Below are 23,924 nucleotides of genomic sequence, written 5' to 3' on the forward strand. Positions count from 1 at the left end.
CGTTGACGCGCCGAACGCGCCGATCGCCAAGTGCCATTTGCTGGCGAACACGTCGCCTGTGGCGCTGGGCGATTCGGATCAAGCGCCTCCAGACAACAACACGGATCGCGACGGGTGCTCTTGCGCGCTCTGCCAACTCGGCTGGGGCGCGTTGCCGCCGGCGGACGCCGTTTTCGCAATCGCTGGCGTGGAATACAATCTCGCACCGCGGGCGCCGCCGGCCCAGGCGCCGGTCCTGTCACGGCCAAATCGTAGCGCCCCGACTCGCGGACCTCCTTCCTTCACCTGATCTGCCGAACGCCACGGCGAAAGCCGTTCAGGTCAGTTGCGCCGCCTTGACCGGCGCCAGAAGGAAGCATCTCATGTCTCGTTACTCGCTCTTGCGCGGCGTTTCGGTCGGCGCTCTCACGCTTCTTGCGCTTTCGGAACTTAGCGTCACGCCCGTCGCCGCGCAGCAATCGCTGCCGACCATCGACGTGGGCGGCCAGCGCCGCGGCGTTCGACGGGGAACCGAGCGCGTCGCAGGCCCTGCGACAGCCAGGAATGTGGCGCCCGCTCCGAGCCCGGCCCCAGCGCCTTCGGCGCCATCGATCTGGGCGGCGACGCTTCCCGACGGCAAGCCAGCCTTCGTTCAAAAGTGGCAATTGCCCAATACGGTCGCGAGCGTGACGCGCCAGCAGATCCAGCGTCAGATCAACATTGTCGATACGGAAGACGCGGTCAGATACATGCCGAGCCTTTTCGTGCGCAAACGCAACAGCGGCGACACGCAGGCGGTTTTGCAGACCCGCACCTGGGGCGTCTCCTCCTCGGCGCGCAGTCTCGTTTATGCCGACGATCTGCTGCTGACGGCGCTGATCGGCAATGACAATACGATCGGCGCCCCGCGCTGGGGCCTCGTGGCGCCTGAGGAAATCGAGCGCGTCGATTTCCTTTACGGACCTTTCGCGGCGCAATACCCCGGCAACTCGATGGGCGGCGTGTTGAAGATCACGACGCGCATGCCCGAAAAGCTCGAAGTCTCGGTCAAGAACACCACGACAATCCAGGATTTCTCCCAGTGGGGAACATCGAGAGGCTTCGTCAATAACGTCTCGAGCTTCTTTATCGGCGATAAGGTCGGCGACCTTCTCTGGACGGTCTCCGGCAATTGGCAGCGCGGATCGCAGCAGCCGCTCACCTATGTCACGACGCCGAGTTTTTACCCCGGGGGCTATCTGGCGACGAACGTCTATGGCACCACCTTCGCCAATGTCATCGGCTCGACCGGCAATCTCGCCAACGATCAGGTCAATGCGAAACTCAAATTCGCCTATGACTTCACCAACACGATCCGCGGCACCTACACCTTCGGCTTCTGGTCCAACGACGGCCAGTCTTATCCCGAGAACTACCTTACTGCGGGCAATAGCCCTTTCTGGGGCGTGACGACGGGGGGTCGCGCCCTCAGCAACGCCAACCTGCAGAGCTTCGCGACAAATGGTCGGTATCGGGTCCAGGAAAAGATCATGGTCAACGCCGCGGCGGTGCGCTCCAATAGCGGCGGTCCGTTCGACTTCGAAGTTTCGGCCTCCAATTTCACTTATTTGCAGTCGGATCAGATCTCGCCCTGGTCCGCGGCGGTCCCCTTCGGCGGCTACACGCAGACCGGCCGCGACACGGTCTTCACCGGCACTTATTGGACGCTCTTCGACGCCAAGGGAATCGTGCGGCCACCCGAAGGAATTCTGCAGGGCCACGACATTTCCTTCGGCATGCATGGCGATCAGTTTCACCTGAACAACCCGGTCTGGCTGACGACAAACTGGACCGGCGGGACGGATGCAAGCACCGGCGCGGCGATCACGATCGCTCAGGGCACGACGCGTACGCAGGCGCTCTGGTTCCAGGACGCCTTCTTCATCACGCCGGACCTGAAGTTCACGGCTGGTCTTCGCGGCGAGCATTGGACAGCGTCGAACGGCTACAATCAGCAGGCGGGCGTTAATAATTTCGGGACCGCGCTGACAGGCTCGACACTCTCATGGCTGCCGATCTACCAGCCAAATCTCTACAGCACCCGCTTCTCGCCAAAAGGATCGCTCGAATACAAGTTCGACGACGATTGGCGCGCCGTCGGTTCGATCGGCATGGCGAACCGCTTCCCCACTGTGCGCGAGCTCTACAACCTCGCGACCGTTGGCGTGAACGGCGTCGCGACCAACCCGAATCCCAATCTGCGTCCCGAGTCGGCGCTCAGCAAAGAGCTGATGATCGAGCGCAAGCTCGGACGGGACGGAGCCGCGCGCATCTCCTTCTTCGACGAAGAAGTGCGCGACGCCATCATCAACCAGCTGGTCTCCGTGCCCACGGCGCCCACGCAGCTGGTGCAAACGCCGACAAACGTTCAGCGCATCCGCAACAGCGGCATCGAAGTGGCGTTTCAGAAGGACAACTTCGGCTTCAGGGGGCTCGAGGTGCTCGGCAGCGCCACCTGGCTGAATGCGCGGGTCATCTCCGATCCGACCTGGGCGCCAAGCACGTCGAACTTCGAGTTCCCCTGGGCGACGTCGGTCGCCGGCAAGACCGTGCCGAACGTTCCCGAATGGCGCGGAACGCTCGCATTCACCTACCGTCCGGACGACCACTGGGCCTTCACGCTCGCCGGCCGCTATCAGAGCAAGCTGTGGCGCACCTTGGCGAACAATGACCGCGCCTACGGAATCTATTTCGCCTTCGATCCGTTCTTCGTCGTCGACACCAAGATCCATTACAAATGGAACGATCGATTCTCCGCCGATTTCGGCGTCGACAACATCGGCAACTATCGGTACTTCCTGTTCCACCCGTTCCCGCAAAGAACCTTCTATGTCGCCGGCCGCTATCAGTTCGGCGAGACCAAGGGCGAGCCGGGCCTGTTCTACACGGGCAATGAAGGCGGCTGGCCGGACTTCGGCTCTTGGTTCCAGCCGGTCGCGTGGAATTTTGAATAGGGTGCGCGATCGAGCGGAATGATCCGCGCGCGCTTTCATGTGCGGCGACCATGCAAAAACGCCCGGGAGAAGCTCCCGGGCGTTTTGTTTTGGCGTCGTTGAAGAAGCTTAATGCGCCAGCGACTTGACGATCGATTCGACGGTCTTCTTGGCGTCGCCGAACAGCATCATCGTATTGGGCCGGAAGAACAGCTCGTTCTCGACGCCGGCGTAGCCCGACCCCATGCCGCGCTTCAGGAACAGAACCGTCTTCGCCTTCTCGACATCGAGAATCGGCATGCCGTAGATCGCCGAGGTCTTGTCGGTTTTGGCGGCGGGATTGGTCACGTCATTCGCGCCGATGACGAAGGCGACGTCCGCCTGTCCGAATTCGGAGTTGATGTCTTCGAGTTCGAACACTTCGTCGTAGGGCACGTTGGCCTCGGCCAGCAGCACATTCATATGGCCCGGCATGCGGCCGGCGACCGGATGAATGGCGTATTTGATGTCGACGCCTTCCTTCTTAAGTATGTCGGCCATTTCGCGGAGCGCATGCTGCGCCTGCGCGACCGCCATGCCATAGCCCGGCACGATGATGATCTTGCCGGCGTTCTGCATGATGTAGGCGGCGTCTTCCGCCGAGCCCTGCTTGACGTTGCGCGTCTCCTTGCCGCCGGCAGGCCCCGCCACCTCGCCGCCGAAGCCGCCGAGAATGACGGAGATGAAGCTGCGGTTCATCCCCTTGCACATGATGTAGGAGAGGATCGCGCCCGACGAGCCGACAAGCGCGCCGGTGATGATCAGCGCGAGATTGCCCAGCGTGAAGCCGATGCCCGCCGCCGCCCAACCCGAATAGGAGTTGAGCATGGAGACGACCACCGGCATGTCGGCGCCGCCGATCGGAATGATCAGCGTCACGCCCAGCGCGAAGGAGGCGAAAATAAGCAAAAACAGCCAGACGCCGCTCTGCGTGCCGACGAAGAGCGCCGTCAACGCCAGCAGGGCGATGCCAAGCATGATGTTGATGGTATGGCGTTCCGGCAGCAGGATCGGCTTGCCGGTCATCCGCTCGGAAAGCTTCAGGAAGGCGATGATCGATCCGGTGAAGGTGATCGCGCCGATCGCCGCGCCCAGCGACATTTCGACGAGGCTGCCGGCGTGAATCTCGTTCGCGTCGCCGATGCCGAAGGCGCGCGGCGCAAAAAAAGCGCCGGCTGCGACAAGCACCGCCGCCAGGCCGACCAGCGCGTGGAAGCCCGCGACAAGTTCGGGCATCTTCGTCATTGGCACGCGCTGGGCGATGAAAGCGCCCGCGCCGCCGCCGATGGCGACGCCGATCACGATCATCAGCAGACCGCCGAAGGAGGGGAAATGCGTCAGCAGCGTCGTCGCCACGGCGATCGCCATGCCGATCATGCCGTAGCGATTGCCCTCGCGAGAGGTGGCGGGTGAAGAGAGGCCGCGCAGCGCGAAGATGAACAGCACGCCGGCGACGAGATAAAGAAGGGCTGCGATATTGGCGCTCATGGCGTCAGCCCTTCTTCTTGTACATGGAGAGCATGCGCTCGGTGACGAGGAAGCCGCCGAAGATGTTCACGCTGGCGAGAATGACCGCGACGAAGCCGAAGGCGTTCGCCCACCAGGAGCCCGAAGCCTCGGCGGCGGTCATGCCTTCGACGCCCGCCGCGAGCAGCGCGCCGACGATGATGACGGAGGAAATCGCGTTGGTCACCGACATCAGCGGCGTATGCAGCGCCGGCGTCACCGACCAGACGACGTAATAGCCGACGAACACCGCCATGGCGAAGATCGCCACCCGGAAGACGAAAGGATCAATCGCGCCGCCGGCGAGTCCGTGCGCCGCCGCCGCGGCGGCCGTATGCGCGAGTTCGTCCGAATAGAGTTGCGCCTGTTCGGCCAGATGGCGGGCGGCCTCCGCCGCCGCCTGCGCCTTCTCGAGCAATTGTTGCGTAGAGTCGGTCATCGCTTAACGCCCCTTAAGTTTGATACGCGCGCAGGCGGCTATTTAAAACGCTCGTCGACGACGGCGCCGTCGCGGGTCAGCGCGGTCGCCTTCACCAGTTCGTCTTCCCAATTGATGGCGAGCTGCTTCGTGTCCTTCGAAACGAGCGTCTCGACGAAGGCCAGCAGATTTTTGGCGTAGAGGCTCGACGCCGTCGACGCCATGCGGCCGGCGAGGTTGAGCGCCCCCAAGATCTTCACGCCGTTGACGACCGCGGTTTCGCCCGGCTTGGTCAATTCGCAGTTGCCGCCGCGCTCGGCCGCAAGATCGACGATGACCGAACCGGGCCGCATGGAGCGCACCATCTCCGCCGAGATGAGCTTGGGCGCCGGTCGGCCGGGGATCAGCGCCGTGGTGATGACGATGTCCTGCTTGGCGATGTGCGAAGCGACGAGTTCGGCCTGCGCCTTTTGATATTCAGGCGACATCTCCTTGGCGTAGCCGCCGGAGGTCTCGGCCTGTTTGAACTCTTCGTTCTCGACGGCGATGAATTTCGCGCCGAGCGATTCGACCTGCTCCTTCGTCGCCGGACGCACGTCGGTGGCGGTGACGATCGCGCCCATGCGCCGCGCCGTGGCGATCGCCTGCAGACCGGCGACGCCGACGCCCATGATAAAAACTCTCGCCGCCGGAACGGTGCCGGCGGCGGTCATCATCATCGGAAACGAGCGGCCATATTCGGCCATCGCGTCAATGACGGCGCGGTAGCCGGCGAGATTGGCCTGGGACGACAGCACGTCCATGGTTTGTGCGCGCGTGATGCGCGGCATGAGCTCCATGGCGAAGGCGATCGCGCCGCTTTTGGCGAGATCGGCAAGCTGAGCCCCCGCGCCAAACGGATCCATGATCGCGATCACCGCGAGATTGGATTTTGCGCCGGAAAGCTCCGCCGCCGAAGGACGGCGCACGCGCAGCGCGACGTCGGCTCCGGTTAGCGCGGCCGCCGCGTTGTCGGCGATCGTCGCGCCGGCGGCGGCGTAGTCGCTATCGGAGAAGCCGGCGTCGGCGCCCGCGCGGGCCTCGACCACAACGTCGGCGCCCAGCCCGATGAATTTCTTGACGGTCTCGGGCGTGGCCGCGACGCGCGGCTCGGATTTATCCGTTTCGGCCAATACGGCGATGCGCATAACGAACTCCGGTTGTGGAAAAACCGTCGCCGCCAGCGTCGCCGACAGCGGTAAGAAGCGGAGGCTCTGAACCTAGCGCGCGACGAAGAAAAACAGCAGGAGCAGCAGGATCGCTGTGCTTGCCGCGCCAATCTTCAGCAGCAACAAGAATGTGTTGTAGGTCCTTAGATGTTCGGCCCAGTCGCCGTTCGACTCCGCCGGCGTGCGCAAGCTCGCCATGTCGTTCCTCCCGATTCTTGCTGACGCGCGCGTGACCCCGCGTGCGAAGCTGATGCTAAACGAGCGGAAGCGATAGGGCAACGGCCTGAAGCTCCGGAAGGCTGCGGCGCCCCGACGCGCAGGGCAAGCGAACCCGAACGCGGCCCCTTCGGGAGTTCAGGCGCGCTTGTCCGCGCGCATGGGGAACATTCGCGCCTCGGCGGCGTTCCAATGCACGCCTGCGGCCCGCGGGCTTCCCCCACATCGCAAAACCGGAGCGGGACGATGGGTCTCTTTTCCAAAGACATCAAGACGATCGACGATCTGTTCGTGCACACGCTGCGCGACGTCTACTATGCTGAAAACCAGATCCTGAAAGCGCTGCCCGATATGGTCGAAAAGGCCTCCGATCCACAGCTGAGGGAAGCCTTCGAGCTGCATCTGGCCGAGACGGAAAATCAGGTGCGCCGGCTCGAGAAAGTGTTTGAGCTGCATGGCGTGGCGCCCAAGGGCGTGAACTGCCCGGCGATCGACGGCATCCTCGAAGAGGCTGACGAAATCTCCAGCGAAACCGCCGACAGCGAAGTGCTGGACGCCGCGCTGATCGCGAGCGCACAGGCGGTTGAGCATTATGAAATCACCCGCTACGGCACGCTGATCGCCTGGGCGAAGGAACTTGGCCGCGAGGACTGCGCGCAGCTTTTGTCGGAGACGCTCGCCGAAGAAAAGAACGCCGACAAAAAACTCTCGTCGCTCGCCGAAGGGCGGATCAACCGCAAGGCCGCCTGAGGGGACTGACGCCGTCCACACGACGCACCGTAAAAAAAGCCCCGGACGTTGGTCCGGGGCTTTGTTTTGGTCGCGGAGCGCGCGGACTTTAGAAGTCCATGCCGCCCATGCCGCCGCCGCCCGGCATGGCCGGCGGGCCTTCCTTCTTCGGCGCTTCGGTGATCGTCGCCTCGGTGGTGATGATCAGGCCGGCGATCGAAGCGGCGTCCTGCAGCGCGGTGCGCACGACCTTGGTCGGGTCGATGATGCCGAGCTTCATCAGATCGCCATACTCGCCCTTCTGCGCGTCGAAGCCGTAGCCATACTCCGTCGCCTCGAGCAGCTTGCCGACGACCACGGCGCCGTCGCCGCCGGCGTTGTCGACGATCTGGCGCGCCGGCGCCTGAATCGCCTTGCGGACAATATCGACGCCGGTCTGCTGGTCGGGATTGCCGACCTTAACGCCGTTGAGCGCCTTGATGGCGCGCAGCAGCGCCACGCCGCCGCCGGGCGACACGCCTTCCTCGACCGCCGCGCGGGTGGCGTTGAGGGCGTCGTCGACGCGGTCCTTCTTCTCCTTGACTTCGACCTCGGTCGCGCCGCCGACGCGGATCACCGCGACGCCGCCGGCGAGCTTCGCCAGACGTTCCTGCAGCTTTTCGCGGTCGTAGTCCGAGGTGGTCTCCTCGATCTGTCCCTTGATCTGGGAGATACGCGCCTCGATTTCCTTCTTCTCGCCGGCGCCGTCGATGATCGTCGTGTTCTCCTTCTCGATGCGCACGCGCTTGGCGCGGCCGAGCATGGCGAGCGTAACGTTCTCGAGCTTGATGCCGAGGTCCTCGGCGATCAACTCGCCGCCGGTGAGGATGGCGATGTCTTCGAGCATCGCCTTGCGGCGATCGCCGAAGCCGGGCGCCTTGACGGCGGCGATCTTCAGGCCGCCGCGCAGCTTGTTGACGACGAGGGTCGCCAGCGCTTCGCCTTCGATGTCCTCAGCGACGATGAGCAGCGGCTTGCCGGTCTGCACCACCGCTTCGAGGATCGGCAGCAGCGGCTGCAGCGTCGACAGCTTCTTCTCGTGAATGAGAATGTAGGGTTCGTCGAGTTCGGCGATCATCTTCTCGGCGTTGGTGATGAAGTAGGGCGAGAGATAGCCGCGATCGAACTGCATGCCTTCGACGATGTCGGTCTCGGTCTCGAGGCTCTTCGCCTCCTCGACCGTGATCACGCCTTCATTGCCGACCTTCTGCATCGCCTTGGCGATTTCTTCGCCGATGAAGCTGTCGCCATTCGCCGAAATCGTGCCGACCTGAGCGATCTCGTCGTTCGAGGTGACCTTTTTCGAATGCAGCTTGAGGTCGGCGACGATGGCTTCGACGGCGAGATCGACGCCGCGCTTCAGATCCATCGGGTTGAGGCCAGCGGCGACCGCCTTGGAGCCCTCGCGGGCGATCGAAGCGGCGAGAACCGTCGCCGTCGTCGTGCCGTCGCCGGCGATGTCGTTCTGCTTGGAGGCGACTTCGCGGACGAGCTGGGCGCCGAGATTTTCGAACCTGTCGGCAAGTTCGATTTCCTTGGCGACGGTGACGCCATCCTTGCTGATGCGCGGCGCGCCAAAGGACTTTTCAATGACGACGTTGCGGCCCTTGGGACCGAGCGTCACCTTGACGGCGTTGTTGAGGATTTCGACGCCACGCAGAATGCGGTCGCGGGCGTCAGTGGAGAAACGGACGTCTTTTGCAGCCATTTACAATTCTCCTGAGGGTTGGAAGCGAACAGCGGCGTCGAGTCAGTCGACGATGCCGAGGATGTCGCTTTCCTTCATGATGAGCAGGTCGTCGCCGTCGATCTTGACTTCGGTGCCGGACCATTTGCCAAAGAGCACGCGGTCGCCGGACTTGACGTCGAGCGGGTTCAGCTTGCCGTTTTCGTCGCGAGCGCCGGGGCCGACGGAAACCACCTTGCCCTCTTGCGGCTTCTCTTTGGCGGTGTCCGGAATGATGATGCCGCCTTTGGTCTTTTCCTCGCCTTCGAGTCGCTTGACCACGACGCGGTCGTGGAGGGGACGGAACGTCATTGTTGATCTTTCCTTTTCTGACCTGACGGGGTTAGCCCGCCAAAAAGGGATATGCGAAGGCCTGCTGGCACTCGCGTCAGATGAGTGCCAGCAGGCGCCACACAGATATGGGCGAGGCCAATCGCTGTCAAGTTGGGGACAGGCGCAGAATTTTCGGTTTTTTCGACGTGCAGCTACAGCGAAGCCTAAAGATCGATCTTAGCCATTAGATGAACGACGGGTCGGGCGCAGCGCCTCGAACCGTCCGATTGCACAGGCAATCAAAACTCGGCGCAGAGCGGCGGCTCGTGTATTGCGCGGACCGCTATAGCGTTGGCGGGGCTTAACAAAAATGAAACCATAAGCATCCATCTTGAAACCATAAGCATCCATCTAAAGTGTAGCGTCGTCGTCAGCGTCGTGCGTCTTGGCGGCCGGCTCAATCGCCGTCCATCGTCTGCCGAAGCCTGGGGCGCCGCATGCGCAGGACGCTTTCCGCATTTAATTTAATGACGGCTATTTCAGTGACCGCCCTCCTGGCGGTCGGCGCCGCCAAGGTCGCCAAGGCTGCCGATCCGGCGCCGCTCGTTTTGAAAGCGCCGCCGCCACTAATGGCGGCTTCGCCGTGGCGCGTGGAGTTTGGGACCCGCTACTGGTTCAGTTCGGGCAACCATAAATATGATTACTACGACGCCCAAGTCCCCGGACTGTTGATTTCACGTCTTACCTTCGGCGATTTGACCGGCCATTCAGCCGAGACCTTCTTTCGCGTCGACCACGAGAGCGGCGTCTTCCTTAAAGGTTTTCTCGGCGGCGGGACTCTCGCGAGCGGCAAGCTCAATGACGAGGATACTGTCGCCGCGACCAAGGGCGCCTACAGCAATACTGTCCATGTCCAGAGCGGCGGCTCGCTCAAATATGTCACCGTCGATCTGGGCTATAATGTCGTGGAGACCAGATTGCCGACCGGACAGCCGGTCAGGATCGGTCCTTTTGTTGGATACAATAATTTCCATGAGCGGATGAATTCATTCGGCTGTGCGCAGATTCTCGCCGGCACGGAGTTTTGCGCGACCGATCCGCCGAACAGGGTTCCTTACCCGACGAGTCTGGACGGGCTCGATTTCGACGTTGCCTGGAACTCGCTACGCGTCGGCGTCGGCGGCGACATCGAACTTTTGCCGGGCCTGCGCGCATCGCTCGAAGCGGCCTGGATTCATAGCTGGTTGTGGAACACCGACTATCACAATTTTCGCCCCGAAATCCGAGGCGTGCAGCAGTCGGGCCAGGGGGACGGTTTTCAGCTCGAAGGCCTCATCGCCTATGATCTGACGCCGCGTTTCAGCGTGGGCGTCGGCGGCCGCTATTGGCAGTTCAGCGCGCCAGGCAAGGACCATGGCGAGCGCCTGTTCAACAACGTGACCAGGCCGCTCTACTCATTTTCGCAACGCTATGGCTTTTTCCTGCAGGCGGGCTACCGCTTTGGCGGGCCTGACGATCCGACCGGCGCTGGAAATTTCGGGCCGTTCTTCGGCAGGGCGGACGCCGAGCCGCATGAATGGCGCGGCGTCTATCTCGGCGGCCATGTCGGCTATGGGTTCGGCGCTGCGAAAGACACGACGCTCGCGGCGCGCTCGCCGGAAGCGGCGATCCTCCAGACGGACTTCAGGGCGCCCTTCGCGCAGCGTTCAGACATCGCGGGCTTCGTCGGCGGCGGGCAGATCGGCTACAACTGGCGCTTGCATCCGCTGCTCGTCGCGGGTCTCGAGACAGACGTCGCCTACGCCAATATTGGCGGCTCGTTCGGCGCTTCCGCCAATTTCGGCGTTGGCGACGCCGCGCGGAATTTCGCCGCCAGCACAAAACGTCTGCTCGAATGGCTCGGGACCGTGCGCGGGCGGTTGGGGCTGCTGCTCCGCGACGACTTCATGCTCTACGTCACCGGCGGCTTCGCCTATGGCCAGGTCTCGGCGCTTGGGGCGCTCGGCGACGGCAACAAGTTCTGCGCGCTCAATTTTTACTGCTCGGCTGGCGCCTATTCAGGAATTGCGACGGGCTGGACCGTCGGCGCGGGGTTCGAATACGCCGTCGCCCGCAATTGGAGCCTCAAGGCCGAATGGCTCTACGTCGATCTGGGCCGGCAGAGCTATCAGATCAACGCCTTCGGCGGCTCCGTTCTGGATGGGTTTCCCGCGAATTTCGCCGCGTCAAGCGCCAGCGCGACTCATCTTATCCGCACCGGCGTCAATTATCGGATCGACTGGCCGGAGCCGGCTGGACCGATGATCGTCGCCCAGTGATCGCCTGATCGACGCATGAGTGGGGAGCGGCTTCTTTTTCGCATCGATCCGGCTTAATGCTGCGATGGCGTCATGGAGATTACGCTTGTCTGACAGACTTTCCCCACGCGCACTGGGCCTTGCCGCGGCGCTCGCCGCTCTGGCGTTCGACCAGGCGCATAAATTCTGGATGCTGAATATATTTGACGTCGCCGTCCAGCCGCCGATGCGCCTTACGCCGTTCCTCGACATCGTATTGTCCTGGAACTACGGCGTCTCCTATTCGCTGTTCCCCGCCCACGAAACCTTGACCCGCCTCGCGCTGTTGACGATGCAGGGCGCGATCATCGCTGGACTGGCGATCTGGATGGTGCGCACGCAGAGCCGCGCGACGGCTGTGGCGCTCGGGCTGATCATCGGCGGCGCGCTCGGCAACGCCGCCGACCGCATCACACGGGGGGCGGTCGCCGATTTCTTCTATCTGCACACCAGCCTGCCCGTCGGACCTCTCGCGAACTACGTGTTTAATCTCGCCGATGTCTTCATTACGGCGGGCGTGGCGCTGCTGGTCATTGAGGGGTTTTTCCTGCCGCAGGAGCGGCGCGCCGAGACCTGAACGCGCTCTGGTTGAGCTAAGGCCGGTCTTCGCCACTAAATCGCCAATAAGTCGCGTCCATGTAGCCGCATACAACCGGAGCCGGAACGGAGTCCGACAGATGAAGCTTGCTCAGTCGCAGCGCTGCGCCCTTTACGCTCTCGCCGGGCTCGCGGCGGTCCAGGCCGCGCCAGCCCTGGCCGGCGATGACAAATCCACATGGTCGGCGATGATGGAGATGGTTGGCGCGTCCTCGGACGAGGGCGTCGGCAAAATCGATTATAGCGAACGGCCCAAGCTCGTCTTGCCGCCGCGCGCCGGCGACCTCCCGCCGCCGCGCGAGCGGGGCGCGCGGTCGGGCGAATGGCCCGCCGAACTTTCGGCCGAGCGGCGCCGAAACGTCAACCGTTACGCCCGGGTGCCGAACGCGCCGCCGGAGGCGCCGCGCCCGGGGGTGTTTGCGCGGGTGCTTTCCTTTGGATCAGGCGGTCCGCCGCCCGCGCCCGCCATCGAGGAGCCGAGCCGCATCATGCTGACGGAGCCGCCGCCGGGCTACCGCCGGCCGACGCAGGACCTCAACAATCTGCGCGAGACCGAAGCCGCCAAGAAGAGTTCCTGGTGGAATCCATTGACCTGGGGACGCGGCGGCGACAATGCCGCCGCCACCGCCGCCGGCGCGGAAAAACTGCGGCCCGAGGAGCAGGGCGCGTTCTCTACATTGCGTAAACTCACAGGCATGAATTCATCGGAGACAGCAAGCATTCCCGGGTCAACGAGCCAGCAGAACTCTTCCAGCAATTCGAGTTCATGGTTCCAGATGCCAAGCTTCGCTCGCGGCTCGGACGACACGAGGTGATTTTCGGCCTATATTAGGAAAGATCCCTCTCTCCTAATTGCGCGGCGCGGACGCCGCGGGAAAGGCCGTTCATGTCATTTGAGACGAAGGCGTCAGCCGTTTCGCTTGCGCCTGGGGCAGCCGCGCCGGGGCCTGCGCGCGCCAGCATTACGAGCTTCACGCTCGACAACGGCATGGAAGTCGTCGTCATCCCGGACGCGCGAACGCCTGTCGTCACGCATATGGTCTGGTACAAGAACGGCGCCGCCGACGACCCGCTCGGCCAATCGGGCATCGCGCATTTTCTTGAACATCTGATGTTCAAAGGCACGGCGGATCATCCGCAGGGCGAATTCTCGAATCTTGTCGCGGAACTCGGCGGCCAGGAGAACGCCTTCACCAGCTATGATTACACGGCTTATTTCCAGCGCATCGGCAAGGAGCATCTCCCCACGCTGATGGCGTTCGAGGCCGATCGCATGCGCAATCTGGTTCTGACCGACGAGGTCGTCGATCCGGAACGCGACGTGGTGCTTGAGGAGCGCCGCATGCGCACCGACAGCGACCCTTCCGCCCAGCTCGACGAGGCCGTACAGGCGGCGCTCTTCGCCCATCATCCCTACGGCATCCCGATCATCGGCTGGAATCACGAGATCGAGGGGCTCGATCGGCAGCACGCGCTCGCCTATTACCAACGCTTCTATACGCCGGAAAACGCCATCCTGATCGTCGCCGGCGACGTCGAGGCTGACGAGGTCGAGCGTCTCGCCAAGGACACCTACGGCAAGGTTCCCGCGCAGGCCGCGCCGCCGCGCCGCGCCCGCGCGCAGGAGCCGCCGCACCGCGCCCACCGTCTGGTGACGCTGCGCGATGAGAAGGTCGAGCAGCCGGCGCATGAGCAGGTCTATCTCGTGCCGTCCTACAGCACCGCGCAACCCGGCGAAGCCGAGGCGCTGGAGACGCTCGCTTATATGCTCGGCGGCGGACCCACGAGCGCGCTCTATGACGCGCTGGTCGTCGAGGAGCAGGTCGCGGTCGGCGCCGGCGCGTATTACATGGGCTCCGCCGTCGACGACACGCGGCTTTGGGTCTATGCGACGCCCGCGCCGGACGTTTCGCTCCAGGAGCTCGACGTCGCGATCGATCGCGTGCTGCGACGCTTCGCCGAAGAGCCGATCGACGCGGAGCATTTGCAGCGCGCCAAGACCCGGCTGATCGCCGACGCCGTCTACGCGCAGGATAGCCAGGTCTCGCTTGCCCGCTGGTATGGCGAGGCTTTGGCCACCGGCCTCACCATCGACGACGTCGTCGCCTGGCCCGAGCGCATGGAGAAGGTGACGGCCGAGGACGTGCAAAACGCCGCGCGCAAATGGCTCGACAAGCGCAGGGCCGTCACGGGTTTTCTGCTTCCGGCCTGAAACGGCGATCGCGTCAGGTTGTCGGCGTAAAGCCGACGCCTGACTCGACCGCCCAAGACCTACCGCCGACCTCCGTTAGGAACTGAAATGACCGCTCACGCGCCCATCGTCACCATCGCCTCCCGCGCCGAACATGTGCAGCGGATCACAACGCCGGCCGGCCTTGAGGCCTGGCTCGTGGAGAGCTACGCCGTGCCGCTCGTCGCGCTCGAATTCGCGATCCGCGGCGGCGCGTCGCAGGACCCTTGCGAGAAGCCCGGACTGGCGACGCTGCTCGCGTCGACGCTTGACGAAGGCGCCGGCCCCTATGACGCGCGCGGCTTCCATCGCGCCATCGACGATCTCGCGATCCATGTCGGCTTCGGCGCCGATCGGGACACGATCTCGGGCCATCTGCAGACGCTCTCGCGCAATGTCGACAAGGCCTTCGGCCTCTTAAAGCTCGCGCTCAACGACGCGCGGCTCGAGGCCGGCGACGTCGCGCGCGTGCGCAGCCAGCTCGCCGCGGAATTGAAGCGCGAAGCCAATGACCCGGACTCGATGGCGTCGAAAGCCTTCCGCGAAGCGGCCTTCCCGAACCATCCCTATGGGCGCTCGGTGCGCGGCGATCTCGCGTCGATCGACACGCTCTCGCGCGAAGACCTCATCGCCCTGCGCGAGCGGCTCTTCGCGAGACGCGATCTCAAGATCGGCGTCGTCGGCGCGATCGACGCGACGCGGCTCTCGGAACTCCTTGACGCGACATTCGGCGGCTTGGCGCTGCAAAACGATCTCGCGCCCGTCCCGGAGATCGAAGTCGCCAATGTCGGCATGCGCCAGATCGTCGATCTTGACGTGCCGCAATCGACAATCCGCTTCGGACGCCCGTCGATCACCAAGCACGATCCCGACTATTACGCCGTCGTCGTCGCCAATCACATTCTGGGCGGCGGCACGTTCACCTCGCGGCTGTTCCGCGAGGTGCGCGAGAAGCGCGGCATGGCCTATTCGGTCTATTCGCATCTCAACGAATATGACCATTGCCCGATGCTGATCGGCGCCGCCGCGACCAAGAACGAGCGCGCCGGCGAAGCGATCGGCGTCATCCAGGAAGAGTTCAGAAATTTCGTCGCCGAGGGTCCGACCGAGGATGAATTGGACAAGGCGAAGAAATTCCTCACCGGCTCCTATGCGCTGCGCTTCGACACCTCGACGAAGATCGCGAGCCAGCTCGTCAATCTGCAGCTCGATGGTTTCGAGCCGAGTTTCCTTGACGAGCGCAATGGCAAGATCGCCGCGGTGACGATGGAGGATTGTCAGCGCGGCGCGAAGCGGCTGCTCGGCGACGGCGATCTGCTGGTGACGGTGGCGGGGAAGCCGGCGGGGGTGTAGCGGCCGGCCACGCCGCCGCTGGTCGGCATTTTGCTAAGAGACTGTCATGGATAACCCTCTCCTTATGGCCTGGAGCGGCCCGTTCCGCCTGCCGCCTTTCAACACGATCCAGCCCGCGCATTTCCGCGAGGCGTTTGAAACGGCCTTCGCCGAGCACAAGGCGGAAATCGACGGCATCGCCAACGACACGTCGCCGCCGACCTTTGACAATGTCATCGCCGCGCTGGAGCGGGCGGGGCGACTTCTCACCGATGTCGGGGCGGTCTTCTGGAATCTCGCCGCCGCCGACACGACGACCGATTTGCAGGAAATCGAGCGCGATATGGCCGGCGCCTTTTCGCGTCACTCCAGCGACATCTCCATGTACCCCGGGCTGTTTCGCCGGATCGAGGCGCTTTACGAGACGCGCGGGGCGATCGATTTGACGCCGGAGCAGCGGCGCGTTCTCGAGCTGACCTATAAGAACTTCGTGCGCGCCGGCGCGAAGCTGAACGACGCCGACAAGGCGCGTCTCAAGACGATCCTCGAGCGGCTGGCGGGCCTCTCGACGCAGTTTTCGCAGAATGTGCTGGCCGATGAATCGTCATGGCTACTGCTGCTCGACGAAAGCGATCTCGACGGCCTCTCGCCGGACTTTCGCGCCGCCGCCGCGCGCATTGCGGCGGAGCGTGGATCACGCGGCAAATATGGCGTGACGCTGTCGCGCTCCAGCGCTGAAGTTTTTCTGCAAAGCTCGACGCGGCGCGATCTGCGCGAAACGGTGTTTCGCGCCTGGGCGAGCCGCGGCGAGAAGGCGGGCGCGACCGACAACCGCCCGCTCATCCGCGAAATCCTGCAATTGCGCGAAGAGCGCGCGAAGCTGCTCGGCTTCGACAGTTTCGCCGCTTTCAAACTCGACGACGCCATGGCGAAGACGCCGGCCGCCGTGCGCGAATTGATCGATCGCGTCTGGGCGCCGGCGCTGACGCGCGCCGCCGAGGAACGCGCGCAGATTCAGGCGATGGTCGAAGAAGAGGGCGCGAATTTCACCGTCGCGGCGCATGACAGGCGCTATTACGCCGAGCGCGTGCGCGCGAAGCGCTATGATCTCGATCAGTCCGCGCTGCGCCCCTATTTCCAGCTCGACAACATGATCGCCGCGGCGTTCGACGTCGCGCAAAAACTCTTCGGCCTCCGCTTCGTCGAGCAGAAGGGCCTGCCGCTCTACCATCCGGATGTGCGCGCCTTCGATGTGCTGGACAGCGACGGCAAGCATGTCGCGTTGTTCCTTGCCGATTATTTTGCGCGGCCGTCGAAACGTGGCGGCGCCTGGATGTCGGACTTCCGCGCGCAGCACAAGCTCGTTGACGAAACCAGGCCGATCATCGTCAATGTGATGAATTTCACCAAGGGCGCCGATGGCGCGCCGACGCTGCTCAGCCTCGACGACGCCCGCACGCTGTTCCACGAATTCGGCCATGGCTTGCACGGCATGCTGTCGGACGTGACCTATCCTTCGGTCGCGGGCACCAATGTCGCGCGCGATTTCGTCGAGCTGCCCTCGCAGCTTTACGAGCACTGGCTGCTGGAGCCGGCGGTGTTGAAGAAATTCGCGCTGCATGCCGAGACGGGCGCGCCTATTCCCGACGATCTCGTCGCGCGCATCACCGCCTCGCGCCACTTCAATCAGGGCTTCGCGACGGTCGAGTTCTGCGCCTCGGCGCATGTCGATCTCGACATTCACGCGCAAAGCGTCGCGCCGGATTTCGACGCCGGCGCCTTCGAGGCGGACAGCCTCGCGCGTATTTCCATGCCGCCGGAAATCATCATGCGGCACCGCCTGCCGCATTTCGCGCATATCTTCTCCGGCGACGGTTATTCGGCGGGCTATTACAGCTATCTCTGGGCCGAAACGCTCGACGCCGACGCTTTCGAGGCCTTCAAGGAGACGGGCGACCCCTTCGCGCCCGAGGTCGCGCAGCGGCTGCGCGATCACATCTACGCCGCGGGCGGCAGGCAGGATGCGGCGGACGCCTATGTGGCCTTTCGCGGGCGGATGCCGACGGTGGAGCCGCTGCTCCGGCAACGTGGATTTGCGGAGCCGGCGGCGTAGACGAACTCGCGTGTTGCAGTAACGAAGAAACTGGCGAGAGCGGGATTCGTTCGGCGAATATGTTGTTGCTGAAGGCGTGCAGCGCGGTCTGCTCGACGTCGTGAAAGCCAGACAGCACTTAATTTCATTCCTCGGGCTTTGGAAGCGACGGGCGGCGGGCGCTGTGGCGTACGCCGTGAATAGTAATTTCGATTTCTGTGGCGCGATAGAAAATCAGAAAGGGATAAGGATAGACGACCATGCGGCGAATATCGCTCTTGCTCGTCAGAGGGCCTGCTTGCGGATGCCGCAAGAGCAGATCTGTCATCGCTTGAATTCGCGCTTTGATGCTGCGAGCGCCATGTGGCGAACGCTCGTCAATGAAGGAAAGAATCTCGTCGAGTTCAGCGGCGGCGCCGGTTGTGTAGCGAAGCTTCACAGCCCATGCTTCGCCCAAATGGCCCGAACTTCATCGTCTGTGGCAAAGTCGCCGCGCTCTGCCTGCGCCAGAGATTCGTCAAAAGAGGCTTCTTCTTCGGCGGTGAGCTGGACCACCGGTAGCTCGTTTCCCGTCATCGCCATGATAACGCGCGCCATGTCGTCCTGCATGGCGGGCGGAAGGTTGCGGGCCGCTTTGAAGGCCTGTTCAAGCAATTTCGTCATGGCGCAATTTTAGCGGCTTATTCGAGCGTTGGAAGGATTTTCCGCTCGGCGTCAATGCCCGCGACGCGCGCGGGCATGACGCAACGCCTCACTTCTGCTGCGGCAGCAGCGCCAGCAAATCGGCCATTTTCGGCGCGGCGGCGGGGTTCATCATGCCCACCACATGATAGCCGGCGTCGACATGCAGCACCTCGCCGGAGACGCCGCGCGCCATCGGCGACAAGAGATAGACCGCCGTCTCGCCCACTTCCTCGATCGTCACGACGCGGCGCAGCGGCGAGTTATATTCGTTCCAGCGCAGGATATAGCGGAAATCGCCGATCCCTGACGCCGCCATCGTCTTGATCGGCCCGGCCGAAATCGCGTTGACGCGAATGTTTTTGACGCCGAGATCGGCGGCGAGATAGCGCACCGACGCCTCCAGCGCCGCCTTCGCCACGCCCATCACATTGTAATGCGGCATCCATTTCTCGGCGCCGTAATAGGTGAGCGTTAAGAGCGAGCCGCCGTCCGTCATCAGCTTCTCGGCGCGCTGCGCGATCGCGGTGAAGGAGTAGCAGGAGATGTTCAGCGACATCTGGAAGTTTTCCAGCGTCGTCTCGACATAGCGCCCGTCGAGCTGGTCCTTGTCGGAATAGGCGAGGCAGTGCACGACGAAATCGAGCCGGCCCCAAAGCTTCTCGATCTCGGCGAAGACGGCGTCCATCGTCTCCGGCTCGGCGACGTCGCAGCGCCCCAGGACGGTCGCGCCGATGTCCGCCGCCAGCGGCCGCACGCGCTTTTCCAGCGCTTCGATCTGATAGGTGAGCGCGAGATCGGCGCCGGCGTCGGCGCAGGCCTTGGCGATTCCCCAGGCGATCGAGCGATTATTGGCGACGCCCAGGATGAGCCCCTTCTTTCCCTTGAGCAGTCCGGCGAAAAGGGCGGCAGGCGCAGCTTGCTGTGTCATGCGTGTCTATGTCCTGGGCGAGAAAAGCGCTCGGCGGCTCGCGCCGTTTAGCCTGCTTTGGGCGCAAAGGAAACCCTCGCGCCACAGGCGGCGGCGGATGTGAAATTGCACGCGCCAGAACGGCCAAGCATAGCCAATTGCCCGGCGATGCCCTATCCTTCGAAAGGAAACGTCATTGGCTTCGCAGACTGGCGAGAAGACCGAGCGGAGCGGGCCGCATGGGCAGAAGAGCCGACATCATAGCGGGTCTGGGCGGAGCGACTCCGGCCCTGAGACGCTATGCGCGCGCGCTTTGCGCCGGCGCGGGCCCGGCCATCGCCGACGATCTCGTGCAAAGCGCGTTGCAATCGGTCGGCGCGCGGATCCGGGCGCGCGAGCTGCGCCCCGCCGATCTCGCCGAAGCGCGAATCGAAGCCTATGCGGCGCTTGTCGGGCTCGCTCAGAAAAAGCTCGCCAATGCCCCAGGTCCGGCGTCGCGCCACCCGCCGGTCGTACATGGGCTTGCAAGTCTTTGTTTCGACGAGCGCGCCATGCTGCTGCTCGTCTCGCTCGAGGGCTTCGGCTATGAGGCCTCGGCGCGCATCGTCGGCGCGACGCGAGAAACCGCGCTGGCGCGGCTGATGCGCGCGCGGGGAGCGCTCGGCGCCGAAGGCTTGCGGCCCGTCGCGCCCTTGGAGGGCGGCCGCCGCGCCGCCTCGCATCTGCGGGTGGTGAAGTAAGGATGACGCCGTCGGCGCTGATCGAAGAAGCCGATTTGCACGCCCTCGTGGATGGCGAACTCGATCCCGAGCAGCGGCGCAAGGTCGAAGACCATCTGCTGCAGCATCCCGAGGACGCCGCGCTCGTTGAAGGCTGGCGGCGCCAGAACGCGGCGCTGCGCGCCGCTTTCGAGCCGGTGGCGCTTGAGACGCCGCCTCTGTCGCTGCGGGAGGCGGCGGCGCGCCCGCCGGCCCCGCCCGCCGGTCAGGGGCCGATCGAAACCGGCGCCATCCATTGGGGGCGACCCGGCGCGGCGCCGCGTCCGACGCGCAAGCTCGACGAAATCCGCGCCAGCCGGCGGCGCCAGGCGCTCGCTTCGACGCTGCTGACGCTCATCGCCGGCGCGGCCGTCGCCGCGGCGGCGTTGCTGTTTCTGGCAAACCGTCCCCCGGCGCAGAGCCCGACGACGCGCGCGATCGCCGCCACCAGCTATGCCGCGCGGGCGGGCTTGACCTACGCGACCTACATTCTCGACCCGCGACCCGTGGAGGTCGAGGCCAGCCGGCGCGGCGAACTGCTCGCGTGGCTTCAGGAGCGCGTGGGATTTTCACGCGCGCCGGATTTGAGCGGCGTTGGATTGCGGCTGCTTGGCGGACGCGTCGCGCCCGGCGTCGCGGCGCCGGCGGCGTTTCTCGTCTATGAGCGCGACGACGGTGGACGGGTTGGTCTTTATTTCGAGCGGGCGGAGGCCCTGGCCGCGCCGGCGGGCCAGCGCGGCCAGGGCGTTTCGGTCATCGAATGGCGGGCCGGCGGCTTCGCCTTCGTGCTCGTCGGCGCCTTGGCGCCCGAAGCGATGCAGGCCGCGGCGGAGGCGGCCGCCGCCGCGGTCGCGGCGACGCCCGCCGAGGTTAAATAACCGAGGACCTCACGACATTTTGGCGCGCGGATCATAGGGATGCGCGTCGCGCCACTCCCGCATCCGCGCGTCGAGATCGCTCGACGCCGTTTCCGGCAGCATGATCTTCAGCGAGACATAGAGGTCGCCGGCTATTTTGCCGTCGCTCGCCGGAAGGCCTTTGCCGCGCAGCCGCAGCACGCGCCCGCTGTTGGAGTGCGGCGGGATGGTCAGCTCCACCTTGCCGTCCAGAGTCAGGGTCGGAACCCTTGCGCCGAGCGCGGCTTCATAAACCGTCACCGGCAGCTCCAGCCGCAAGTCGCGGCCATCCAGCTTGAAGTAAGGATGCGGCGCGACCTTCACAGTGATCAGCGCGTCGCCGGGTTCTCCCCCCATGGAGCCGGCCTGGCCCTGGCCGCGCAGCCGAATCTGCTTGCCGTCTTCGATTCCCGCCGGAACTTTGACTTCCAGCGTGCGGCCGCTGGGCAGAATGACTCGGACCGAGCCGCCGTGCGCGACCGTTTCCAGCGGCACGGTGGCGGTGGCGACGACGTCGTCGCCCCGGGTCGGCTGGGGTCCCGCGCGACGGCGCCCGCCGCCGCCGCCGAAGAGATCCGCGAAGAGGTCGGAAGGGTCAAAGCCCGCGCGCCCGCCGCCGGGCGCCTCGCCGAAGTGATACTCGAAATGCTGATCGCCGCCGGGCGCGCCGCCGGCCGGGCGCCAACTGCGCGTAAAGCCGCCGGGGCCAGCGCCTCCGCCTTCGAAGCCGGTGAAGCGGGGTTTCCCGTCCGGACCGATTTCGCCCTTATCGAACTGCGCCTTCTTCGTCTCATCGCCGACGATTTCATAGGCGGAGTTGATTTCCGAAAATCGTTCCTTGGCTTTCGTGTCGTCCTTGTTGCGGTCAGGGTGGAATTTCTTGGCGAGCTGGCGATACGCCTTCTTGATTTCGGTGTGACTCGCCGATTTGGGCACGCCGAGAACGTCGTAAGGATCGCGCATAATCTTCCAATCAGCCCATGTGAGCGCCCGCCCTTGGCGGCGCGGGCGCGTATGTCCACCCTATTATTTGGGAGAAGCGCGTGCGCAACGCAAGCGGCGAAGGTCGCGTCGCGCTGAAGCCTAGCGCGCCCGGGACACGAAAAAGGCGGCGAAGCGCTCGCGCGCTTCCGGCGACGTCAGCGCCTTGGCGAAAAGCGCCGCTTCCGCGTCGATGCGCGACAGTATGTCGTTCGGTTCGCCGCGCATCAGCCGCCGCGCCGCGAAAAGCGCCTGACGGGGCTTTGCCGCGAGACGCCGCGCGGCGTCCATCGCCAGATCGAGCACGCCTTCCGATGGCGCCAGCGCGTTCACCAGGCCCAGACGCAGCGCCTCGGCGCCGTCGAAGCTCTCGCCAAGCAGCAGATATTGGGACGCCTTCGCCATACCGAAGCGCTGCGGAACCAGCAGGCTTGCGCCCCCTTCCGGCGGCAGGGCGAGGTCGATGAACGGCATTGTGAAGCGCGCCTCCGAGCTGGCGTAGACGAGGTCGCAGTGGAAGAGCAGGGTGGTCCCCACGCCGACGGCGTCCCCGGTCACGGCGGCGACGAGCGGCTTCTCGAAGGCCGCCGCCGCGCGAACGAAGGTCAGCGCCGGAAAAATCTCTGCGCCAATTTCTGCGCCAGGAGCAATATCTCGGCCAGGAGCAAAATCGCGAAAGTCGGCGAGATCATTGCCCGCGCTGAAATTGCCGCCCGCGCCGGCGAAGACGACGGCATGCACCGTCTCGTCCCGGTCCGCCTCATCGAGCGCGGCGATCAATGCGCGATACATCTCGCGATCAAGGGCATTCTTCTTTTCGGGACGGTTCATCAGCAGGCGTAGCACCCCGAGATCCCTCGAAACGATGATCTTTTCCGACATAAGCGTCTCCGGATCGGCGCGCTGCGGCGAGTTTCGCCAAAGTTTTGAGGGAATTCCCTGAGATAGACTTAATGCGGGCGCCAGGGCCGTGGATCGTCGGCGACTTGCAGCAGCGTCGCAACGCTGCGGCCCGCGCGCTGAATGCGGCCCCGAATGGAATTGATCGCATCGATTTCGCTCTCGCCAGGCATTGTCTTGCGCGCGGCGAAGGCGCGCGGGGTGCGCTCATTTATACGGCGATCGGCCAGCGTCTCGCCGATCCCGATAGCGCGCTTGAGACGATCGAAGGCGTCGAGAATCTCTGGCGCGAAGATGGCGACGCCGGACAGGACGGGGCTATCGCGCCGTGGTCGCGGCGCTGCTCTCCAACGGCTCCGCTTTGGCCTCGATGACGCGCATGATGCGGCGCTGGGCGCCTTATCTTGGAAGGCCAACGGGCGAGGCGCCGCTGGCGCGATCTATTTCAACGTCACGCAATTTCTTGTTGATCGAAGCTGGTATATGCGCTGGCGCACAGCGCGGCCGGATATAAAGCTTGTCGACTTCGTCCATGGCCTCATTCCATTCGAAGCGCCGGAATTCGTTCGCGCGAGAGAAGCGATGCTGCATTCCAGACGCATGAGCAAAATCCGCCGCTATGGCGCAGGCGCAGTCGTCGGATCGCAGGCCGTCGCCCCGCGCTTGCGCGCCTCAACAGAGGAGACGCCGCCGATTCCAATGCTTTTTTTGCAAAGATTGACGACTTCATCGCGCAATTATAAAGCGCCTTCGACGCGGACCAGAATTGACCCGCCGGCGCGGCGCGCGCATTATTTCTTCACTCCAAATGAGTCGCCCAGCGCGAGAACGACTCGGGAAGTAAGGGGTTTCATTTGACTCTCTGCGATCAGCCGCAAGGGACCCCACGCAAGGCGCCAAGTGAAGACGACCTGGCCACGCTGGCGCAATTTCGCACCGCCTTGCGAAGGTTCATAGCCTTCAGCGAACAGGTCGCCGCGGACCATGGCGTGACCGTGCAGTGGTATCAGGCGCTGCTGGTGGTGCGCACCTATCGCGGCGCAAAACACATCAGCGTCGGCGAACTCGCCGAGCAGCTGATGATCCGCGATCACAGCGCGGCGGAG

General features: G+C 64.3%; 22 protein-coding genes. 11 read left to right on the forward strand and 11 right to left on the reverse strand.

From position 1 onward, the window contains the following. Nucleotides 1-362 precede the first annotated feature (362 nt). Nucleotides 363-2,972, forward strand: a complete 2,610-nt coding sequence (locus ACR65T_RS12230) for a TonB-dependent receptor (RefSeq protein ID WP_434496738.1) — start codon at nt 363-365, stop codon at nt 2,970-2,972. A 108-nt stretch (nt 2,973-3,080) separates the two neighbouring features. On the opposite strand, the gene ACR65T_RS12235 is transcribed toward ACR65T_RS12230, so the two are convergent. The 4 genes from ACR65T_RS12235 to ACR65T_RS12250 all read right to left on the reverse strand — a co-directional run bounded on the left by ACR65T_RS12235 (nt 3,081) and on the right by ACR65T_RS12250 (nt 6,320). Beyond that, entirely contained in the window at nt 3,081-4,478 is a 1,398-nt protein-coding gene (locus tag ACR65T_RS12235; RefSeq protein WP_434496739.1) for an NAD(P)(+) transhydrogenase (Re/Si-specific) subunit beta, read from the reverse strand. Nucleotides 4,479-4,482: 4 nt separating this feature from the next. After that, complete coding sequence (locus tag ACR65T_RS12240; protein ID WP_434496740.1) at nt 4,483-4,935, reverse strand: NAD(P) transhydrogenase subunit alpha; 453 nt, start codon at nt 4,933-4,935, stop codon at nt 4,483-4,485. A 38-nt stretch (nt 4,936-4,973) separates the two neighbouring features. Continuing rightward, nucleotides 4,974-6,101: a Re/Si-specific NAD(P)(+) transhydrogenase subunit alpha gene (locus ACR65T_RS12245; RefSeq protein ID WP_434496741.1), complete on the reverse strand. Its 1,128-nt coding sequence runs from the start codon at nt 6,099-6,101 to the stop codon at nt 4,974-4,976. 72 nt (nt 6,102-6,173) lie between these two features. Further along, nucleotides 6,174-6,320 carry an aa3-type cytochrome c oxidase subunit IV gene (locus tag ACR65T_RS12250; protein WP_434496742.1) on the reverse strand — a complete coding sequence of 49 codons (147 nt, stop codon included), beginning with the start codon at nt 6,318-6,320 and terminating at the stop codon, nt 6,174-6,176. Nucleotides 6,321-6,584: 264 nt separating this feature from the next. Here ACR65T_RS12250 and ACR65T_RS12255 point away from each other — a divergent pair, with 264 nt between their 5' ends. After that, a complete protein-coding gene (locus ACR65T_RS12255) occupies nt 6,585-7,088 on the forward strand; it encodes a ferritin-like domain-containing protein (protein ID WP_434496743.1) in 504 nt (167 codons plus the stop codon). Nucleotides 7,089-7,176: 88 nt separating this feature from the next. Here the strand turns inward: ACR65T_RS12255 and groL are convergent, their stop codons facing one another. Further along, nucleotides 7,177-8,814, reverse strand: a complete 1,638-nt coding sequence (gene groL / locus ACR65T_RS12260; protein ID WP_434496744.1) for a chaperonin GroEL — start codon at nt 8,812-8,814, stop codon at nt 7,177-7,179. Between the two features lie 42 nt (nt 8,815-8,856). Further along, nucleotides 8,857-9,144: a co-chaperone GroES gene (gene groES / locus ACR65T_RS12265; RefSeq protein WP_148043098.1), complete on the reverse strand. Its 288-nt coding sequence runs from the start codon at nt 9,142-9,144 to the stop codon at nt 8,857-8,859. Between the two features lie 503 nt (nt 9,145-9,647). On the opposite strand from groES, the gene ACR65T_RS12270 reads away from it, so the two are divergent. From ACR65T_RS12270 to ACR65T_RS12295, 6 genes are all read left to right on the forward strand, one after another. Next, nucleotides 9,648-11,423, forward strand: a complete 1,776-nt coding sequence (locus ACR65T_RS12270; RefSeq protein ID WP_434496745.1) for an outer membrane protein — start codon at nt 9,648-9,650, stop codon at nt 11,421-11,423. Between the two features lie 85 nt (nt 11,424-11,508). Continuing rightward, nucleotides 11,509-12,018, forward strand: a complete 510-nt coding sequence (gene lspA / locus ACR65T_RS12275; protein ID WP_434496746.1) for a signal peptidase II — start codon at nt 11,509-11,511, stop codon at nt 12,016-12,018. Between the two features lie 100 nt (nt 12,019-12,118). After that, complete coding sequence (locus tag ACR65T_RS12280; protein WP_434496747.1) at nt 12,119-12,853, forward strand: hypothetical protein; 735 nt, start codon at nt 12,119-12,121, stop codon at nt 12,851-12,853. Nucleotides 12,854-12,924: 71 nt separating this feature from the next. Then, nucleotides 12,925-14,250: a M16 family metallopeptidase gene (locus tag ACR65T_RS12285; protein WP_434496748.1), complete on the forward strand. Its 1,326-nt coding sequence runs from the start codon at nt 12,925-12,927 to the stop codon at nt 14,248-14,250. An 87-nt stretch (nt 14,251-14,337) separates the two neighbouring features. Further along, nucleotides 14,338-15,621 (forward strand): M16 family metallopeptidase, encoded by a 1,284-nt coding sequence (locus ACR65T_RS12290; protein WP_434496749.1) that lies wholly within the window; start codon nt 14,338-14,340, stop codon nt 15,619-15,621. Between the two features lie 46 nt (nt 15,622-15,667). Further along, nucleotides 15,668-17,713, forward strand: a complete 2,046-nt coding sequence (locus ACR65T_RS12295; protein WP_434496750.1) for a M3 family metallopeptidase — start codon at nt 15,668-15,670, stop codon at nt 17,711-17,713. 124 nt (nt 17,714-17,837) lie between these two features. Here the strand turns inward: ACR65T_RS12295 and ACR65T_RS12300 are convergent, their stop codons facing one another. The 3 genes from ACR65T_RS12300 to fabI all read right to left on the reverse strand — a co-directional run bounded on the left by ACR65T_RS12300 (nt 17,838) and on the right by fabI (nt 19,304). Continuing rightward, on the reverse strand, nt 17,838-18,131 hold the full coding sequence (locus ACR65T_RS12300) for a type II toxin-antitoxin system RelE/ParE family toxin (RefSeq protein ID WP_434496751.1): 294 nt from the start codon (nt 18,129-18,131) through the stop codon (nt 17,838-17,840). Further along, nucleotides 18,128-18,355 (reverse strand): hypothetical protein, encoded by a 228-nt coding sequence (locus ACR65T_RS12305; RefSeq protein WP_434496752.1) that lies wholly within the window; start codon nt 18,353-18,355, stop codon nt 18,128-18,130. The genes ACR65T_RS12300 and ACR65T_RS12305 overlap by 4 nt, the downstream gene beginning before the upstream one ends. A gap of 88 nt (nt 18,356-18,443) precedes the next feature. Then, nucleotides 18,444-19,304: an enoyl-ACP reductase FabI gene (gene fabI / locus ACR65T_RS12310; RefSeq protein ID WP_434496753.1), complete on the reverse strand. Its 861-nt coding sequence runs from the start codon at nt 19,302-19,304 to the stop codon at nt 18,444-18,446. A gap of 218 nt (nt 19,305-19,522) precedes the next feature. Between fabI and ACR65T_RS12315 the strand changes: the two genes are divergently transcribed. Both ACR65T_RS12315 and ACR65T_RS12320 read left to right on the forward strand, forming a co-directional pair. After that, on the forward strand, nt 19,523-20,023 hold the full coding sequence (locus tag ACR65T_RS12315) for an RNA polymerase subunit sigma-70 (RefSeq protein WP_434496754.1): 501 nt from the start codon (nt 19,523-19,525) through the stop codon (nt 20,021-20,023). A 2-nt stretch (nt 20,024-20,025) separates the two neighbouring features. Continuing rightward, nucleotides 20,026-20,919 carry an anti-sigma factor family protein gene (locus tag ACR65T_RS12320; protein WP_434496755.1) on the forward strand — a complete coding sequence of 298 codons (894 nt, stop codon included), beginning with the start codon at nt 20,026-20,028 and terminating at the stop codon, nt 20,917-20,919. Nucleotides 20,920-20,928: 9 nt separating this feature from the next. Here ACR65T_RS12320 and ACR65T_RS12325 read toward each other — a convergent pair whose 3' ends face one another. Together ACR65T_RS12325 and ACR65T_RS12330 are read right to left on the reverse strand one after the other, a co-directional pair. Further along, a complete protein-coding gene (locus ACR65T_RS12325) occupies nt 20,929-21,900 on the reverse strand; it encodes a DnaJ C-terminal domain-containing protein (RefSeq protein ID WP_434496756.1) in 972 nt (323 codons plus the stop codon). A 120-nt stretch (nt 21,901-22,020) separates the two neighbouring features. Further along, the gene (locus ACR65T_RS12330) at nt 22,021-22,800 is read right to left on the reverse strand and encodes an enoyl-CoA hydratase-related protein (protein WP_434496757.1); all 780 of its coding nucleotides are present in this window, start codon (nt 22,798-22,800) and stop codon (nt 22,021-22,023) included. A gap of 71 nt (nt 22,801-22,871) precedes the next feature. Between ACR65T_RS12330 and ACR65T_RS12335 the strand changes: the two genes are divergently transcribed. Continuing rightward, the gene (locus tag ACR65T_RS12335; RefSeq protein WP_434496758.1) at nt 22,872-23,192 is read left to right on the forward strand and encodes a hypothetical protein; all 321 of its coding nucleotides are present in this window, start codon (nt 22,872-22,874) and stop codon (nt 23,190-23,192) included. The last annotated feature ends 732 nt before the right edge of the window (nt 23,193-23,924 follow it).

Source organism: Methylocystis sp. (genome assembly GCF_051061285.1).
Lineage (GTDB): Bacteria > Pseudomonadota > Alphaproteobacteria > Rhizobiales > Beijerinckiaceae > Methylocystis.

What these genes read in the sequence shown, in the direction of transcription:
- ACR65T_RS12230 (WP_434496738.1), top strand. Translation starts at nt 363, where the DNA reads ATGTCTCGTTACTCGCTCTTGCGCGGCGTTTCGGTCGGCGCTCTCACG.
- ACR65T_RS12235 (WP_434496739.1), bottom strand. Translation starts at nt 4,478, where the DNA reads ATGAGCGCCAATATCGCAGCCCTTCTTTATCTCGTCGCCGGCGTGCTG.
- ACR65T_RS12240 (WP_434496740.1), bottom strand. Translation starts at nt 4,935, where the DNA reads ATGACCGACTCTACGCAACAATTGCTCGAGAAGGCGCAGGCGGCGGCG.
- ACR65T_RS12245 (WP_434496741.1), bottom strand. Translation starts at nt 6,101, where the DNA reads ATGCGCATCGCCGTATTGGCCGAAACGGATAAATCCGAGCCGCGCGTC.
- ACR65T_RS12250 (WP_434496742.1), bottom strand. Translation starts at nt 6,320, where the DNA reads ATGGCGAGCTTGCGCACGCCGGCGGAGTCGAACGGCGACTGGGCCGAA.
- ACR65T_RS12255 (WP_434496743.1), top strand. Translation starts at nt 6,585, where the DNA reads ATGGGTCTCTTTTCCAAAGACATCAAGACGATCGACGATCTGTTCGTG.
- groL (WP_434496744.1), bottom strand. Translation starts at nt 8,814, where the DNA reads ATGGCTGCAAAAGACGTCCGTTTCTCCACTGACGCCCGCGACCGCATT.
- groES (WP_148043098.1), bottom strand. Translation starts at nt 9,144, where the DNA reads ATGACGTTCCGTCCCCTCCACGACCGCGTCGTGGTCAAGCGACTCGAA.
- ACR65T_RS12280 (WP_434496747.1), top strand. Translation starts at nt 12,119, where the DNA reads ATGAAGCTTGCTCAGTCGCAGCGCTGCGCCCTTTACGCTCTCGCCGGG.
- ACR65T_RS12285 (WP_434496748.1), top strand. Translation starts at nt 12,925, where the DNA reads ATGTCATTTGAGACGAAGGCGTCAGCCGTTTCGCTTGCGCCTGGGGCA.
- ACR65T_RS12290 (WP_434496749.1), top strand. Translation starts at nt 14,338, where the DNA reads ATGACCGCTCACGCGCCCATCGTCACCATCGCCTCCCGCGCCGAACAT.
- ACR65T_RS12295 (WP_434496750.1), top strand. Translation starts at nt 15,668, where the DNA reads ATGGATAACCCTCTCCTTATGGCCTGGAGCGGCCCGTTCCGCCTGCCG.
- ACR65T_RS12305 (WP_434496752.1), bottom strand. Translation starts at nt 18,355, where the DNA reads ATGACGAAATTGCTTGAACAGGCCTTCAAAGCGGCCCGCAACCTTCCG.
- fabI (WP_434496753.1), bottom strand. Translation starts at nt 19,304, where the DNA reads ATGACACAGCAAGCTGCGCCTGCCGCCCTTTTCGCCGGACTGCTCAAG.
- ACR65T_RS12315 (WP_434496754.1), top strand. Translation starts at nt 19,523, where the DNA reads ATGGGCAGAAGAGCCGACATCATAGCGGGTCTGGGCGGAGCGACTCCG.
- ACR65T_RS12320 (WP_434496755.1), top strand. Translation starts at nt 20,026, where the DNA reads ATGACGCCGTCGGCGCTGATCGAAGAAGCCGATTTGCACGCCCTCGTG.
- ACR65T_RS12325 (WP_434496756.1), bottom strand. Translation starts at nt 21,900, where the DNA reads ATGCGCGATCCTTACGACGTTCTCGGCGTGCCCAAATCGGCGAGTCAC.
- ACR65T_RS12330 (WP_434496757.1), bottom strand. Translation starts at nt 22,800, where the DNA reads ATGTCGGAAAAGATCATCGTTTCGAGGGATCTCGGGGTGCTACGCCTG.
- ACR65T_RS12335 (WP_434496758.1), top strand. Translation starts at nt 22,872, where the DNA reads ATGCGGGCGCCAGGGCCGTGGATCGTCGGCGACTTGCAGCAGCGTCGC.